The 13,114-nt window shown below is 63.2% G+C and carries 16 protein-coding genes and 2 riboswitches; of the genes, 8 read left to right on the top strand and 8 right to left on the bottom strand.

What is annotated here, in order from left to right:
• Positions 1-14: 14 nt before the first annotated feature.
• A complete protein-coding gene (locus AC1RRP_RS13485; protein ID WP_493036940.1) occupies positions 15-419 on the top strand; it encodes a group II truncated hemoglobin in 405 nt (134 codons plus the stop codon).
• 7 nt (positions 420-426) lie between these two features.
• Here the strand turns inward: AC1RRP_RS13485 and AC1RRP_RS13480 are convergent, their stop codons facing one another.
• The 3 genes from AC1RRP_RS13480 to radC form a co-directional block, all read right to left on the bottom strand.
• Positions 427-1,116, bottom strand: coding sequence for a hypothetical protein (locus tag AC1RRP_RS13480; RefSeq protein WP_493036938.1), 690 nt, complete (start codon positions 1,114-1,116; stop codon positions 427-429).
• Positions 1,117-1,202: 86 nt separating this feature from the next.
• Complete coding sequence (locus AC1RRP_RS13475) at positions 1,203-1,844, bottom strand: Smr/MutS family protein (RefSeq protein WP_493036936.1); 642 nt, start codon at positions 1,842-1,844, stop codon at positions 1,203-1,205.
• Positions 1,844-2,518, bottom strand: a complete 675-nt coding sequence (gene radC / locus AC1RRP_RS13470) for a RadC family protein (RefSeq protein ID WP_493036934.1) — start codon at positions 2,516-2,518, stop codon at positions 1,844-1,846. The genes AC1RRP_RS13475 and radC overlap by 1 nt, the downstream gene beginning before the upstream one ends.
• Positions 2,519-2,573: 55 nt before the next feature.
• Between radC and AC1RRP_RS13465 the strand changes: the two genes are divergently transcribed.
• The 6 genes from AC1RRP_RS13465 (at position 2,574) to AC1RRP_RS13440 (ending at position 8,554) form a co-directional block, all read left to right on the top strand.
• The gene (locus AC1RRP_RS13465; RefSeq protein ID WP_493036932.1) at positions 2,574-3,023 is read left to right on the top strand and encodes an FKBP-type peptidyl-prolyl cis-trans isomerase; all 450 of its coding nucleotides are present in this window, start codon (positions 2,574-2,576) and stop codon (positions 3,021-3,023) included.
• Between the two features lie 2 nt (positions 3,024-3,025).
• Positions 3,026-3,967 carry a 4-hydroxy-3-methylbut-2-enyl diphosphate reductase gene (ispH, locus tag AC1RRP_RS13460; RefSeq protein ID WP_493036930.1) on the top strand — a complete coding sequence of 314 codons (942 nt, stop codon included), beginning with the start codon at positions 3,026-3,028 and terminating at the stop codon, positions 3,965-3,967.
• Between the two features lie 570 nt (positions 3,968-4,537).
• Positions 4,538-5,848, top strand: coding sequence for a serine--tRNA ligase (gene serS, locus AC1RRP_RS13455; protein WP_493036928.1), 1,311 nt, complete (start codon positions 4,538-4,540; stop codon positions 5,846-5,848).
• Complete coding sequence (locus tag AC1RRP_RS13450) at positions 5,845-6,384, top strand: peroxiredoxin (protein WP_493036926.1); 540 nt, start codon at positions 5,845-5,847, stop codon at positions 6,382-6,384. The genes serS and AC1RRP_RS13450 overlap by 4 nt, the downstream gene beginning before the upstream one ends.
• 21 nt (positions 6,385-6,405) lie before the next feature.
• A complete protein-coding gene (locus tag AC1RRP_RS13445) occupies positions 6,406-6,969 on the top strand; it encodes a GGDEF domain-containing protein (RefSeq protein ID WP_493036924.1) in 564 nt (187 codons plus the stop codon).
• Positions 6,970-7,032: 63 nt separating this feature from the next.
• A riboswitch (glycine riboswitch) is annotated at positions 7,033-7,122 on the top strand.
• Positions 7,123-7,227: riboswitch (glycine riboswitch) on the top strand.
• A 55-nt stretch (positions 7,228-7,282) separates the two neighbouring features.
• A complete protein-coding gene (locus AC1RRP_RS13440; RefSeq protein ID WP_493036922.1) occupies positions 7,283-8,554 on the top strand; it encodes a D-amino acid dehydrogenase in 1,272 nt (423 codons plus the stop codon).
• A gap of 1 nt (position 8,555) precedes the next feature.
• Here the strand turns inward: AC1RRP_RS13440 and AC1RRP_RS13435 are convergent, their stop codons facing one another.
• A complete protein-coding gene (locus AC1RRP_RS13435) occupies positions 8,556-8,822 on the bottom strand; it encodes a cupin domain-containing protein (RefSeq protein ID WP_493036920.1) in 267 nt (88 codons plus the stop codon).
• Positions 8,823-8,839: 17 nt separating this feature from the next.
• The gene (locus AC1RRP_RS13430) at positions 8,840-9,424 is read right to left on the bottom strand and encodes a glutathione peroxidase (RefSeq protein ID WP_493036918.1); all 585 of its coding nucleotides are present in this window, start codon (positions 9,422-9,424) and stop codon (positions 8,840-8,842) included.
• Positions 9,425-9,814: 390 nt separating this feature from the next.
• On the opposite strand from AC1RRP_RS13430, the gene AC1RRP_RS13425 reads away from it, so the two are divergent.
• On the top strand, positions 9,815-11,050 hold the full coding sequence (locus AC1RRP_RS13425; protein ID WP_493036916.1) for a tyrosine-type recombinase/integrase: 1,236 nt from the start codon (positions 9,815-9,817) through the stop codon (positions 11,048-11,050).
• 1,051 nt (positions 11,051-12,101) lie between these two features.
• Here the strand turns inward: AC1RRP_RS13425 and AC1RRP_RS13420 are convergent.
• The 3 genes from AC1RRP_RS13420 to AC1RRP_RS13410 form a co-directional block, all read right to left on the bottom strand.
• On the bottom strand, positions 12,102-12,320 hold the full coding sequence (locus tag AC1RRP_RS13420) for a hypothetical protein (protein ID WP_493036914.1): 219 nt from the start codon (positions 12,318-12,320) through the stop codon (positions 12,102-12,104).
• Between the two features lie 141 nt (positions 12,321-12,461).
• Positions 12,462-12,707 (bottom strand): hypothetical protein, encoded by a 246-nt coding sequence (locus tag AC1RRP_RS13415; RefSeq protein ID WP_493036912.1) that lies wholly within the window; start codon positions 12,705-12,707, stop codon positions 12,462-12,464.
• 23 nt (positions 12,708-12,730) lie between these two features.
• Positions 12,731-12,985 carry a hypothetical protein gene (locus AC1RRP_RS13410; protein WP_493036910.1) on the bottom strand — a complete coding sequence of 85 codons (255 nt, stop codon included), beginning with the start codon at positions 12,983-12,985 and terminating at the stop codon, positions 12,731-12,733.
• Positions 12,986-13,114 lie beyond the last annotated feature (129 nt).

Genomic DNA, 13,114 nt, shown 5'->3' with positions numbered 1-13,114 from the left:
GGGATAATCCGGTCATGACTTCCGAAGAGAACACCAAACCCGCTACCGCTTTTGAATGGATCGGCGGCGAGGCCAAGGTCCATGCCCTGGTCGAACGCTTCTACGACCTCATGGACCTGGAGCCAGGCTACAAGGAACTGCGCGCCGCGCATGGCAGAGAGTTGACGGATGCGCGGCAGAAACTGGCCTGGTTTCTGACCGGCTGGCTTGGCGGCCCCAACCACTACATCGAACGCTACGGCCATCCGCGCCTGCGCGCGCGCCACATGCCCTTCAAGATCGGCCTGGTCGAGCGCGACCAGTGGCTGGCCTGCATGGACCAGGCCATGGGGGAGGTGGGGGTGGATGAAGAACTGCGCGGCAAGTTGCGCGAGTCCTTCTTCGGGACGGCGGACTGGATGAGAAATACGCCGGGGTAAAAGTTAGTTAGGCCACGTAGACAACGGCGCTTCTACCAACGGTACATTTAACGATTCCTACTGTCTGAAATTTCTTGAGTATCCACTCAATTTCAATTTCTATGTAGCCTTGAGCCTGAAGATGCTGGACTAATTCAGCGCGCCGAATCTCATCTTTTCCATCTAAGCCACGAATTACTTTGAGGGCTAATGTGCGACCGCTCTTCTTGGCGCCCGCAGCCTTTCCCGCAAGGACTTTAACGAGAGCCTTTTCAAAGCGTTTGGTGAAATCGTGCTCACGACATAAGCGATGAAGCTCTGATGACAACGTTTGCTCGGTTTTGTACTGCACACGTCGCTGACCATGAAGGTCAGAGATGATTGGTGAAGTCGTTGATCCATTCTGAGCGGCTTTATGTGCGCTAAGAAAGATGGACTTGGGCACGCCGATTCCCTCTGCGAAGCCGTACTCAAGCGAGACGTTTGCATTTCCCCCTGTCGCGTCGAAGATTGCGTAGCTTGACGACTTGATGCGTTGTTTGATGATCTCAAACAGATCTTTTGCATCTTGCCCATCGTTGCGGCCAACGATAGTGAAATACAGCGGATACTTCTTTTCGAGTCCTTGAATGATGCGGTCGTACTTTGGTCGAACATTCTTCCAAGGTAGTCCAACGAAGATTTGATTCGGGATGAATATGCGTTTCGTAGTCGCCATTTGTCGTTCCTCCTTATGGCCATGTATGGCGGCCAATTCTAGGTAGTTACCAACTCGAACGATATCCCCCAGACGAGGGGTTGTAGTCAACCTACCGGCTGCAGCAACACCACGAGCGCCCCCGCACCCCCCTCAGCCGGCCGCGCCTGCACAAAGGCCAGCACTTCCTTCTTCTGCGCCAGCCAGCTCTGCACGCGGCCCTTGAGCACCGGGGTCTTGCCCGGTGAGCCCAGGCCCTTGCCGTGGACCACCCGCACGCAGCGCAGGCCCTGCTGGTGCGCTTCGCGGATGAACTGGCCCAGGGTTTCGCGGGCGTCTTCGGTGCGCAGGCCGTGCAGGTCGAGCTGGCGCTGGATGGACCACTCGCCGCGGCGCAGCTTGCGCGTGACGTCGGGGCCGATGCCGGGACGGCGATAGCTCAGGTGTTCGTCGGTCTCCAGCAGGGTGCTGATGTCGAATTCGTCGCTCAGGGTTTCCTGCAGCGCGGCCTGTTCATCGAGCTGGTGTTGCAGGGGCCGCGGCTGGGGTTTGGCGCTCTTGAGCTGGGCCTTGGCCGGTTGGGCCAGGGGCTGGACCTTGCCGGCGGCTTGCAGGAAAAGGTCCTTGTCGGCCGTGGCCTGGCGGGCTTGTTTTGCCGCCTCGACCTTGCGCTCAGCCTCTGCCCTGGCCTGGGCTTCGATGGCCTTCTTGACCTGTTTCAGGTCCGCGAGCGATTTCACGGTGACCATCAGATCAGGCCTTTCTCGGCCATGGACAGCGCCAGGCCCGGCGCCACGATGACGTGGTCCAGCACGCGCACGTCCACCAGGGCCAGGGCGGCCTTGAGGGCCTGGGTCAGGGCCTCGTCGGCACGCGAAGGCTGCACCGTGCCGCTGGGATGGTTGTGCGCCAGCACCACGGCGGCGGCGTGGTGGTGCAGGGCGCGCAACACCACTTCGCGCGGGTAGACGCTGGTCTGCGCCAGGGTGCCGCGAAACAGCTCCTCCAGCGCCAGCAGCTTGTGCTGGTTGTCCAGGAAGAGCACGGCAAAACATTCGTGTTTCTTGCTGGCCAGCTGCAGCTGCAGGTAGTCCTTGACGGCCTGGGGCGTGTCCAGCGCGGCGCGCTCGCGCAGCTGTTCGGCCAGGGCGCGGCGGGCCAGTTCCAGCACGGCCACCAGTTCGGCGCGTTTGGCCGGGCCCAGGCCCTTGATGCGTTTCAGGTCGTCGGCCGTGGCGTGCAGCAGGCCGGCCAAACCACCGAAGCCGTCCAACAACTCCTGCGCCAGCTGCAGCACGCCCTTGCCGGCCAGGCCGGTGCGCAGCAGCAAGGCCAGCAGTTCGGCATCGGACAGCGCCCCGGGGCCGCGGGCGAGCAGCTTTTCGCGCGGTCGCGCGTCGGGGGGAAGGTCTTTGAGCGGCATGACGGGGGTCAATTGCAGGTCTTTTTACAATGGAGCCCAGTTTATCGGGACTTCCATGACCACCACCCCTGCCCGGGTCCAGCCCGGCTCCTTCCTCACGCTGCATTACCGCCTGTCCGGGCCGGCCGGCGACCTCGTCAACACCTTCGGCGGCAAGCCGGCCACGCTGACCATCGGCACGGGCGAACTGGCCCCGGCCGTCGAAGGCGCGCTGATCGGCCTGGCGGAGGGGGCGCACACCACGCTGGAGCTGCCTGCGGGGGCCTACGGCGAGCGCAACCCCGACATGCAGCAATGGCTCTCGCGCAAGGAATTGCGCGAGCTGGGCGACCCCAACGAACAGTACGCGGTGGGCGATGTGGTGCAGTTCCCCACGCCCGACCGCAAGGGGCAGTTCGGCGGCGTGGTGCGCCAGCTCGGGGAGGAGGCTGTATTGTTCGACTTCAACCACCCGCTGGCTGGCCAGCCGGTGACCTTTGAAGTGCAACTGATCGGGGTGTTATGACCATGGGTTCGCAGGCAGAAATTCTTTTGGCCGAACCGCGCGGGTTTTGTGCCGGCGTGGACCGCGCCATCGAGATCGTGGAGCGGGCGCTGACCAAGTTCGGCCGCCCGATCTATGTGCGCCACGAGATCGTGCACAACACCTATGTGGTCAACGACCTCAAGGCCAAGGGTGCGATCTTCATCGAGGAGCTGTCCGATGTTCCGCCCGGCGCCACGCTGGTGTTCTCGGCCCACGGCGTGAGCAAGGCCGTGCAGCGCGAGGCCGAAGCCCGCGGTTTCCAGATCTTCGACGCTACCTGCCCACTGGTGACCAAGGTGCACGTGGAAGTGGCCAAGCTGCACAAGGAAGGCTACGAGTTCATCATGATCGGCCACAAGGGCCACCCCGAGGTGGAAGGCACCGTGGGCCAGCTCGATTCCGGCATCCATCTGGTGGAGGACGAGGCCGATGTGGCCTGCGTGCAGCCGGCCCAGACGGCCAAACTGGCCGTGGTGACACAGACCACGCTCTCCGTGGACGACGCGGCCAGCATCATGGCGGCGGTGAAGGCCCGCTTTCCCCAGGTGCGCGAACCCAAGCAGCAGGACATCTGCTACGCCACGCAGAACCGCCAGGACGCTGTCAAGCTGCTGAGCCCGCAGGTGGACGTGGTCATCGTGGTGGGCAGCCCCACGAGCTCCAACAGCAATCGCCTGCGCGAAGTGGCCAAGAAGCTGGGCACCGATGCCTATATGGTGGACAGCGCCGACGAGTTGAAACCCGAGTGGTTCGAGGGCCGGGCCCGTGTGGGCCTGACCGCCGGCGCCTCGGCCCCGGAAATCCTGGTGCAGCAGGTGATCGAACGCATCAGGGCCTTGGGGGCTGTGGCGGTGAGGAAGATGGATGGGATTGAGGAGACGATCAAGTTTCCTTTGCCTAAGGGGTTGAAGCAGGAAGTTTGACTTTCCTCTCTTCCTATTCTTCTTCCGTTTCTTCGTTTCTTCTTCCCCCCCTATCCCCCCAGCCCCCTTCCCACCCCCGCCGGGGCGGGAAGGGGGAGCCAGATTTGAGTTTTGGACTCCGGCCAGGCTTCTATGGAACGAACCGTCGCCACCGTCGCTTCGAGCGGAGACTTCGGGGTGCCGGTCGTAGTGAATGGCGCGGAAGTTGCCTGCCAACGGCGATGGTCGTTCCGACCTACCGCTCTCGAGTCCGAAAGTCCTCGTCTCGTCTCGTCGCTGGCGCGCAGCTGCCAGCTGGAGCCGAACCAGCCCAGTGCCGTTTACTGCGACCGCCTCCAGAAAATGCAGGTGCCCAAACCCAGACCGCGACCTAAACCCCGTAGAAGCGTCGCCGGAGTCCAGAAACAAAATCCAGGCTCCCCTTCCCGCCCCGGCGGGGGTGGGAAGGGGCGGGGGGGATAGGGGGGGACTACAAAAGCCCGCGCAGCGAAAAAGCAGAGAAAAGCAGAGAAAAGACCAAGGAAAAGCGAAGAAAACCAGAGCCAGGAAAACGAAAACTACAATACCCAAATGCTAGACCTCACCCTGCTCCGCAAAGACCTGGACGGCGTGCTGGCGCGCCTGCAGACGCGCAAGAACCCACAGCCCTTCCTGGACGCCGACGCCTTCCGTACCCTGGAAGCCGAACGCAAGACCCTGCAGACCCGTACCGAAGAACTGCAGAACAAGCGCAACACCCTGAGCAAGCAGATCGGTGCGCTCATGGGCCAGGGTAAAAAGGACGAGGCCGAAGCGGCCAAGGCCGAGGTCAATGCGCTCAAGGGCGAACTCGACAGTTCGGCGGCACGCCTGGAGCAACTGCAGGGCGAGATGGCGGCCCTGCTGCTGGCTGTGCCCAACCTGCCGCACGAAAGCGTCCCGGTAGGCAGCGATGAACACGGCAATGTGGTGGCCCGGACCTGGGGCACGCCGAAGAAATTCGATTTCGCGGTCAAGGACCACGTGGACGTGGGCGAACCGCTCGGCCTGGATTTCGACACCGGGACCAAGCTCACCGGTTCGCGCTTCACGGTGATGAAGGGCGGCATCGCCCGCCTGCACCGTGCGTTGGCCCAGTTCATGCTGGACGTGCAGACCCAGGAGCACGGCTATACCGAGTGCTACACACCCTACATCGTCAACGCCGACACGCTGCGAGGCACCGGCCAGCTGCCCAAGTTCGAAGAGGACCTGTTCGCGGCCAAGAAGGGTGGGCAGGAAGGCGCGGCCGAGGACGTGGCGCTCTACCTGATTCCGACCAGCGAGGTCACGCTGACCAACTTCGTGCGCGACGAGATCGTGGCCGAGGCCGATCTGCCCCTCAAGCTCACCGCCCACACCCCCTGTTTCCGTTCCGAGGCGGGCTCTTATGGCCGCGACACGCGTGGCATGATCCGCCAGCACCAGTTCGACAAGGTCGAGATGGTGCAGATCGTGCACCCCGAGAAAAGCTACGCGGCGCTGGAAGAGATGACGGGCCACGCCGAGGCCATCCTCCAGAAGCTGGGCCTGCCCTACCGCGTGATGAGCCTGTGCACCGGCGACATGGGCTTCGGTGCCGCCAAGACCTACGACCTGGAAGTCTGGCTGCCCGCGCAGAACACCTACCGCGAGATCAGCTCGGTCTCCAACTGCGAGGCCTTCCAGGCCCGCCGTCTGCAGGCGCGTTTCAAGAACGCCCAGGGCAAGAACGAACTGCTGCACACCCTGAACGGCTCCGGCCTCGCCGTGGGCCGCACCCTGGTGGCTGTGTTGGAGAACTACCAGCGCGCCGACGGTAGCGTTGAGATCCCCGCTGCCCTGCAGCCCTATATGGGCGGCCTCAAGGAGCTGCGGCCGTGACCTCGCGCCTGCGCCGCGCCCTGTGCCTGCTGCCCGCCAGCGTGGTGCTGCCGGCCGCTCTGGCGCAGGCCGCGGTACCGGAGGCAGGCCAGCCCGCCCCGGACTTTGCGTTGCCCGACCAGCAGGGCAAGACGCGCCGCCTGGCCGACTGGCGCGGCAAGTGGCTGGTGCTCTATTTCTATCCCAAGAACGACACGCCCGGGTGCACCGAAGAGGCTTGCACCTTCCGCGACGACTGGCTGCAGCTGCAGGCCCTGGGTGCCGAGGTGGTGGGCATCAGCGTGGACAGCAGTGCCTCGCACGCGGCCTTTGCGCAGAAATACAAGCTGCCTTTCCCCCTGCTGGCCGACGAGAAGGGCGAGGTCGCCGCGCGCTACGGCACGCTGTCGGACTGGGTGGTCTTCAAATACGCCCGGCGCTACACCTTCGTGATCGACCCACAGGGGCGTTTGGCCAAGGCCTACCGCTCGGTGGACACGGCCAAGCATTCCGCCGAGATCGTGGCCGATCTCAGGCAGCTGCAACAGCCCCGTTGAGCCCGGCCTCCCGGTCAGCCCATGCCCGCCAAGCCCAGCGATCAGAAGCAGCGGGACGCGGCGCAGCCTGCCGCCGGCAGCCCGGATGAGCTGACCGGTGTGATGAGCCGGGCCGGTTTCGACGAGCGGCTGGCGGTGGAATGGGGCCGCGCCCGGCGCGAGCAGACGCCGCTGTCCCTTTTGCTCATCGACATCGATCATTTCCGTGCCTACGTCGACTCGCACGTCGCGACCCTGGGGCCCGACCGCCTGAAGAAGATTGCGGCTGCCCTGGGCCGCGCGGTGTTCCGCCCGGCCGACGTGGTGGCGCGTTATGACGACGACGAGTTCGCCATCCTGCTGCCGGCCGTGCACGAAGTGGGTGCGCGCGTGGTGGCGGCGCGTGTGCGCATGCTCATCAACACCCTGGCCATGCCGCACAGCGGCGGCGAGGGCGGCATCGTCACCGTCAGCATCGGCGTGGCCGCGGTCACACCTGCCGTCGAGGCCGGCCCCGAGGCGCTGGTGGACCTGTGCGTGGCAGCGCTGGAGCAGGCCAAGCGCATGGGGCGCGACAGCATCGTCTCGCAGGACTGGATGGCCTGAGATGCTGAGCGTCGTTCCGGTGCGGCGCCGATCGCGCTAGAATGCAGCCAGGCCCTACGTGGCCAGACCCGATCGGGAGAGACTGCCGCAACTGGCAGCGCCGAAGGAGCAACCGCCCCGGAAACTCTCAGGCAAAAGGACCGATCAGGTGATTTGAACTCTGAAGAGCTGCCGGGATTCGTCGTCCGGCACACCGCAGGAGCAAGCGCAGCCGACACGGCGGCGTGAATCTCTCAGGTACCAAACAGAGGGGGCGTGCATGGCACATGGTGTGTCGCGCACCCCACCCCCATGACGTTTGGAGCCTGATCTCATGAAGTCGATCGCCATCATTGGCGCCGGTATTACCGGCGTCACCACTGCCTACGCCCTGGCCAAACGCGGTTTTGCCGTCACCCTGTTCGAGAAGCACCGTTACGCGGCGATGGAAACATCGTTCGCCAACGGGGGGCAGCTGTCTGCCTCCAACGCCGAGGTCTGGAACCACCCGTCCACCATCCTCAAGGGCCTCAAGTGGATGCTCAAAAGCGATGCGCCGCTGCTGGTCAACCCCAAACCCAGCTGGCACAAGCTGAGCTGGTTTGCCGAGTTCATTGCCAGCATCCCGAACTACCGCAAGAACACCATCGCCACCGCGCAACTGGCCGTGGCGGCGCGCGAGCACCTGTTTGCCTGGGCCGAGGCCGAGGGTGTGGACTTCGACCTGAAGCAGCGCGGTATCCTGCACATCTACCGCGACAGAAAAGGTTTTGACCACGCGGGCGAGGTCTCCAGGCTGCTGGCCGCCGGCGGCCTGCCCCGGCGTGCCGTGACGCCCGAGGAAATGCGCGCCATCGAGCCCACCCTGGCCGGCAGCTACTACGGCGGTTATTACACCGAGAGCGACGCCACCGGCGACATCCACAAGTTCACCGTGGGCCTGGCTGCCGCGGCCGAGCGGCTGGGCGTGCGCACGCTTTATGGGCAGGACGTGCAGCAACTCAGCAGCGACGGGCGCAGCGCCTGCGTCACCGCCAGCGTGGATGGCCTGCCGCAGACGCATCGCTTCGACGGTGTGGTGGTCTGCGCCGGCGTGCTCAGCCGCAGCTTTGCGGCGCAGCTGGGCGACCGCGTCAACGTCTATCCGGTCAAGGGCTACTCCATCACGGTCAACCTGCCCGACGCGCAGAGCCAGGCGGCGGCGCCCATGGTCAGCCTGCTGGACGACGAGACCAAGCTGGTCACCAGCCGCCTGGGCCTGGACCGCTTCCGCGTGGCCGGCACGGCCGAATTCAACGGCTACAACAAGGACATCCGGGCTGACCGGATTCGCCCGCTCATTGACTGGGTGCAGCAATGTTTCCCCGGCGTGAGCACCCGGCAGGTGGTGCCCTGGGCCGGTCTGCGTCCCATGATGCCGGACATGATGCCGCGCGTGGGCCGCGGCCATGCCGCCAATGTGTTCTACAACACGGGCCACGGGCACCTGGGCTGGACACTGTCGGCCGTGACGGCCGACATGGTGGCTGGGGTGGTGCAGCAGGCCTATGCGGGCACGGCGCCGGGCGTGCGTGTGTCGGCTGCGGCGCTGCCGCAGCGGGGCTGAGTTACCTGCGTCCGACCAGGTAGCTCACGCCCTGCGGGCCGTAACGCTCGGTGTGCGGTTCGGCCATGGCGAGGTGAAACACCTCACCGGGCCGGTACCGCTGCTCCAGTCCCTGGCAGACGAGCGTGATCTCGCCGCTGAGGATCAAGGCCTTGGCCTCGAAGGGATGGGTGTGGGTGTCGAGGAAGCCGTTGGGCGCGCGCGTGACGGTGGTGACCTGCTCGAAACCTTGCTCGCGCAGCTGCAGGGCAAAGCGCTCGGGGTCCATGCCGCTGTCTCCGATGCTCAGGGGCGCTGCTGCAGCGCCGCTTCGATGGCCGCCACCAGCGCCTTGCTGCCTGGTTCGACCGAGCTGGCAAAGCTGCTCACGGCCTTGCCATCACGCGCGACCAGGTACTTGTGGAAGTTCCATTGCGGTACGGCCTTGGTGGCCTGGTAGAGCTGGCTATAGAGGGCATTGCGCTTGGGGCCCACGACGCCGGTCTTGTCGAACATGGGGAACTTGACGCCGTAGGTGTTGAAGCAGAGGTCGGCAATCTGCTTGGCATCACCCGGTTCCTGCTGGCCGAAGTCGTTGGACGGAAAGCCCAGGACGACCAGGCCACGCTTCTCGTACTTCGCGTACAGCGCCTCCAGCCCTTCGTACTGTTTCGTGAAACCGCAGTAGCTGGCCGTGTTCACCACCAGCACGACCTTGCCCGCGTACTGGCAGAGGTTTTGCGGGGCGTCGTCCTGCAGGCGGGGGAACTGGTGTTGCAGCAGGGCGGGGCAACTGGCGCCGCTTGCGCTTTGCGCGGAAGACGTCATGGGCAGCAGGGCCGCGGCCAGGGTGGTGGCGAGCAGAAGGAGCGGGTGGCGCAGAAGGTTCATGCGGCCATTCTGGGGGAAGGCGGGAATCCCTGCTGGCGGTGCGGGCACCAGGGTGGGGCGGAGAGGGGGGGCTGCTCGAAATTCGTCTGACGCGAATTCCTCGGGGCTACGCCCCCGCGCTACGCGCGTCCTGAAACAGTCCCCCGGACTGTTTCAGGGCGAACCACGTAGGTTCTCACCCGCCCGCTGCGCCAAAAACAAAGCCCCGCAATGCGGGGCTTGTTCTTGGCGGAGAGGGTGTCCTCCAAAAACAGTCATCTAGAAGCCTCATGCGAACTCTGATTTCTAATATTCTCCTCTGAAAATTGAATTTCTTGATGATTATTGATTTCGTGCTGTATCATCCGGTCTCAAATTTTTTGGTACAAAATTTGGTACATAAAGGATGCAATGCCGATAAAAGCAGAAGAGCTCGGGGCGCTTGGACTCAAGAGGCTGAACAAACCTGGGTTCCATGCCGTGGGCGGTGTCGCTGGGCTGGGTCTGCAGATCGCCCCGTCGGGGAGCAAGAGTTGGGTTCTGCGCGCGACGGTGGGTGGGATGCGCCGCAAGATGGGGCTCGGCGGCTTTCCGGATGTCTCGCTCGCCGCTGCGCGTGACGCCGCTCGCGCGGCGCGCCAGCAAATCAAGGGCGGGGTGGATCCTATCGACCACTCAAAGGCTGCCAGGAAGGCACTGGCAGCCAGCCGCGCCAAGGACGTGACGTTCAGGGCCTGTGCGGAGGCCTATATCGAAGCGCACAAGGCGGCCTGGAAAAACGCCAAGCACGAAGCCCAGTGGCAGAGCACCCTGCAGTCCTACGCCTATCCGGTCGTGGGCGACATGTGGGTGCGGGACGTCAAGCTGGCCCATGTCATGCAGATCCTGGAGCCGATCTGGCAAACCAAGACAGAAACGGCGACCCGGCTTCGCGGCAGGGTCGAGTCCGTTCTGGACTCGGCCATTACCAAAGGGCTGATGGAGGGGCTGAACCCGGCACGCTGGAAGGGCAATCTCAGCACACTTCTGGCAGCGCCCAGCCGTGTGAAGAAGGTGGAGCACTTCAAGGCGCTGCCTATCGGTGAGACCCCGAAGTTCATGGTGCGCCTGCGCAAGCAGGAGGGGATCGGTGCACGGGCGCTGGAGTTTCTGATCCTGACCAATGTCCGGTCGCACAACGTCAGGCATGCAAGCTGGAGCGAGATCGATGAGGTCGGCAAGACCTGGGTGATTCCTGGGGAGGATGTCGAGGGTGGCTCCAAGCAGCGCATGAAGACCGGCGTGAGCCATCGGGTGCCCTTGTCCGGCGACGCCGTTCGTCTGCTGAAAAGTCTGCCCAAGGTCGCCGGCACGGACTTGCTGTTCCCGTCGCCAAGAAAGAGCGCCCCTCTGTCGGACATGGCGATGAACAAAGTCATGCGAGATATGGGCGCGGAAGGCGTCCCCCACGGATTCCGGTCCACCTTCCGGGACTGGGCCGCGGAGAACACCAATTTCTCGCCCGAGGTGACGGAGCGTGCCATGGCGCACAAGGTTGGCGACAAGGTCGAGGCGGCCTACCTGCGGAGCGACGTGTTCGACAAACGGCGCAAGCTGATGCAGCGCTGGGCTGAGCATTGCGCCTCAGCCGAACAGCGCAGTAAATAGGCACACCGCTCGCTAGGCGGCGCGCCCTCGTTGTATGCGCGTCATGCTCTGCTTGACGCATGCGCGCCTAACCACTAACGCAGAACACGTTACAGCTGCGCCCCATCAGGAATCAGCTTCGTGTTGCAATGCTTGCAGAGCCGGGCGTCAGCACGCACAAGTTCCCGGCATTCAGGACAACGGACGTGAGTCTCCGGGGTCGGCCGATCATCTGCAACTACGCCGTCTGGCACAAACTTCAAGAGCTTGATCCCCCACCAGCCCAAAAGCCCTGGAATCGCAAATGCGCCCAATAAGCTCCCGATAGATGGCGCGACGGTCTTCTCCAAAACGGAAATTGCCAACAACATAGCAGCGCCACTCAAAGCCAACAGCACGTAACCTAGAACTCTCATCTGAACTCCCTTTTGTAGTTTGCCTTTGCTGATCGGGCATGCCTTAGCGACAATGCCCACGATTCACATCTATAGACGTCAGTTGATTGCCCGCCGAGTTCAGCATGCTGTATCGAACGGTAGCTCCCGCCTCAAGTAGGGATCGCGTTCTCGCACCTCCGCAAAGCGACTGGATCGCCTCCAGACGTCCTTGAGAGTTGATCTGCGCTAGCAACTCCCGACTCACCGGATAGAGCACCGTGTAATTCATTACGAGCACACCTCCCGGCCTGACAAACAACTTCTCTTGTCGCAAACCCTCACCCCGCATTCGGGGGAGGACTTTATTAACTTCGTCAATATATGGCGCCAAGTATTGCGACAGCTGATCCGGAGTCGCAGGCGAGCTTCCCGCCAAGACTGGCACTGCAACAAAACAGCCCATCGTCGCGAGCATGATCGTTTTAACCACCATATTCGAAGCTGCGTTAAATATTTTCAATTTATTGATCCCTTGTACTAGCTGATATATGTGCTTTGGTGGGCTGCTGCCGTTACGCGGAAAGCAGCCCGTGGTGCCTGGACCGTTCGCGCGTGGTCGCCTGCAGGCAGCGGTTGTCGTTTGCGATTTTTCCCGCTGGGAAATTGGCCAAAGTTAGCAAATTTCAGGTGGAAACTCACCTTCGCGGGCTGACTACCTTGTCGTGCCGGCCGGCCTTGTAAAACAGCCAGGCCACGCCATAGACGATCGGCGGGTAACCGAACATCATCATGAGCGCAGCCAGCTGCAACGGTTCGCGCCAGCCCTCCACAACGAAAGCTGGTAGCAGCATGAAGAAAACAAGCCAGCCTGCCATGGCGAGACCCAAGGCGGTCAGGTGTTGATGCCATTTCATCCCTATGCTCCTTCAATCTTGCGACTTCGACTGCCGGTTCAGTTCGTCGGTCGAGGTGGTATTGGTTAGTCATATCGCGCGCGTCAGCGACGACCTCACCAAGCGTCGCCAGACTGTCCTGAACGGCCCCATCAGCTTCGTTCAGGCCGCCCCTTCGGTCTCGCCGGGCTTGTCCGTAGCTTCGCTCTGCTTGTTGGCCGCGTCCAGCGTCATCTGCGCGATGTCGAACGGTTGGGTTGGCGGCGTAGTGCTCGACCCACTTGCGGGTTTTTGCGTCGACGTCTCGGGCGAGACGTTCGAGCGCCTGCCGAGGAAGATGACCCCTCTGCCGCCCCCGAACACCGTCTCCCCGTTGGCTCTGTCCAGCTTGCGTGTCGTGACCACCATAGCTCTTTCCTTTCAAATCCTGATCACGGCCGATCGCCATCTGCGCTTTTGATAACGGCTCCAGCCATGTCGCCGGCAGCCCGTTGTAGCGCGCCAATCAGCGCCTGGAGATCCGCGCTGTCCAGCGTGACGCTGAACTGGGTCTGTTCTTCATCGGGCTTGCGAGCGTTCAGGTACTGGCTGGAGATGCGGATGTGGCAATGCCCCGGCAACGCGGCAACCGGTTGCGCGTCGATCAGATAGCGAAAGCTATCGGTACTGAGAAAAGTTGTTTTCATGAGTTGCTCCCTTTAAAGTTGAATTGCAAGGTTCCAGTGTCCTGGCGATGGGGTGTCCGGGTCGCCTTCGACAAGAAGTGCTTCCTCAGGTCGAAGCTGCGCATGCGCGGCTCGCAACCTGGAGAAAGC

It is taken from the genome of Hylemonella sp. GW821-FHT12C09 (assembly GCF_058807395.1).
The sequence above is the reverse complement of the archived record's forward strand: the minus strand, read 5'-3'. Positions and strand labels throughout refer to the sequence as shown.

What these genes read in the sequence shown, in the direction of transcription:
- AC1RRP_RS13410 (WP_493036910.1), bottom strand. Translation starts at nt 12,985, where the DNA reads ATGAAAACAACTTTTCTCAGTACCGATAGCTTTCGCTATCTGATCGAC.
- AC1RRP_RS13445 (WP_493036924.1), top strand. Translation starts at nt 6,406, where the DNA reads ATGCCCGCCAAGCCCAGCGATCAGAAGCAGCGGGACGCGGCGCAGCCT.
- AC1RRP_RS13435 (WP_493036920.1), bottom strand. Translation starts at nt 8,822, where the DNA reads ATGGACCCCGAGCGCTTTGCCCTGCAGCTGCGCGAGCAAGGTTTCGAG.
- AC1RRP_RS13415 (WP_493036912.1), bottom strand. Translation starts at nt 12,707, where the DNA reads ATGGTGGTCACGACACGCAAGCTGGACAGAGCCAACGGGGAGACGGTG.
- AC1RRP_RS13475 (WP_493036936.1), bottom strand. Translation starts at nt 1,844, where the DNA reads ATGGTCACCGTGAAATCGCTCGCGGACCTGAAACAGGTCAAGAAGGCC.
- serS (WP_493036928.1), top strand. Translation starts at nt 4,538, where the DNA reads ATGCTAGACCTCACCCTGCTCCGCAAAGACCTGGACGGCGTGCTGGCG.
- AC1RRP_RS13465 (WP_493036932.1), top strand. Translation starts at nt 2,574, where the DNA reads ATGACCACCACCCCTGCCCGGGTCCAGCCCGGCTCCTTCCTCACGCTG.
- ispH (WP_493036930.1), top strand. Translation starts at nt 3,026, where the DNA reads ATGGGTTCGCAGGCAGAAATTCTTTTGGCCGAACCGCGCGGGTTTTGT.
- AC1RRP_RS13430 (WP_493036918.1), bottom strand. Translation starts at nt 9,424, where the DNA reads ATGAACCTTCTGCGCCACCCGCTCCTTCTGCTCGCCACCACCCTGGCC.
- AC1RRP_RS13485 (WP_493036940.1), top strand. Translation starts at nt 15, where the DNA reads ATGACTTCCGAAGAGAACACCAAACCCGCTACCGCTTTTGAATGGATC.
- AC1RRP_RS13420 (WP_493036914.1), bottom strand. Translation starts at nt 12,320, where the DNA reads ATGAAATGGCATCAACACCTGACCGCCTTGGGTCTCGCCATGGCAGGC.
- AC1RRP_RS13425 (WP_493036916.1), top strand. Translation starts at nt 9,815, where the DNA reads ATGCCGATAAAAGCAGAAGAGCTCGGGGCGCTTGGACTCAAGAGGCTG.
- radC (WP_493036934.1), bottom strand. Translation starts at nt 2,518, where the DNA reads ATGCCGCTCAAAGACCTTCCCCCCGACGCGCGACCGCGCGAAAAGCTG.
- AC1RRP_RS13480 (WP_493036938.1), bottom strand. Translation starts at nt 1,116, where the DNA reads ATGGCGACTACGAAACGCATATTCATCCCGAATCAAATCTTCGTTGGA.
- AC1RRP_RS13440 (WP_493036922.1), top strand. Translation starts at nt 7,283, where the DNA reads ATGAAGTCGATCGCCATCATTGGCGCCGGTATTACCGGCGTCACCACT.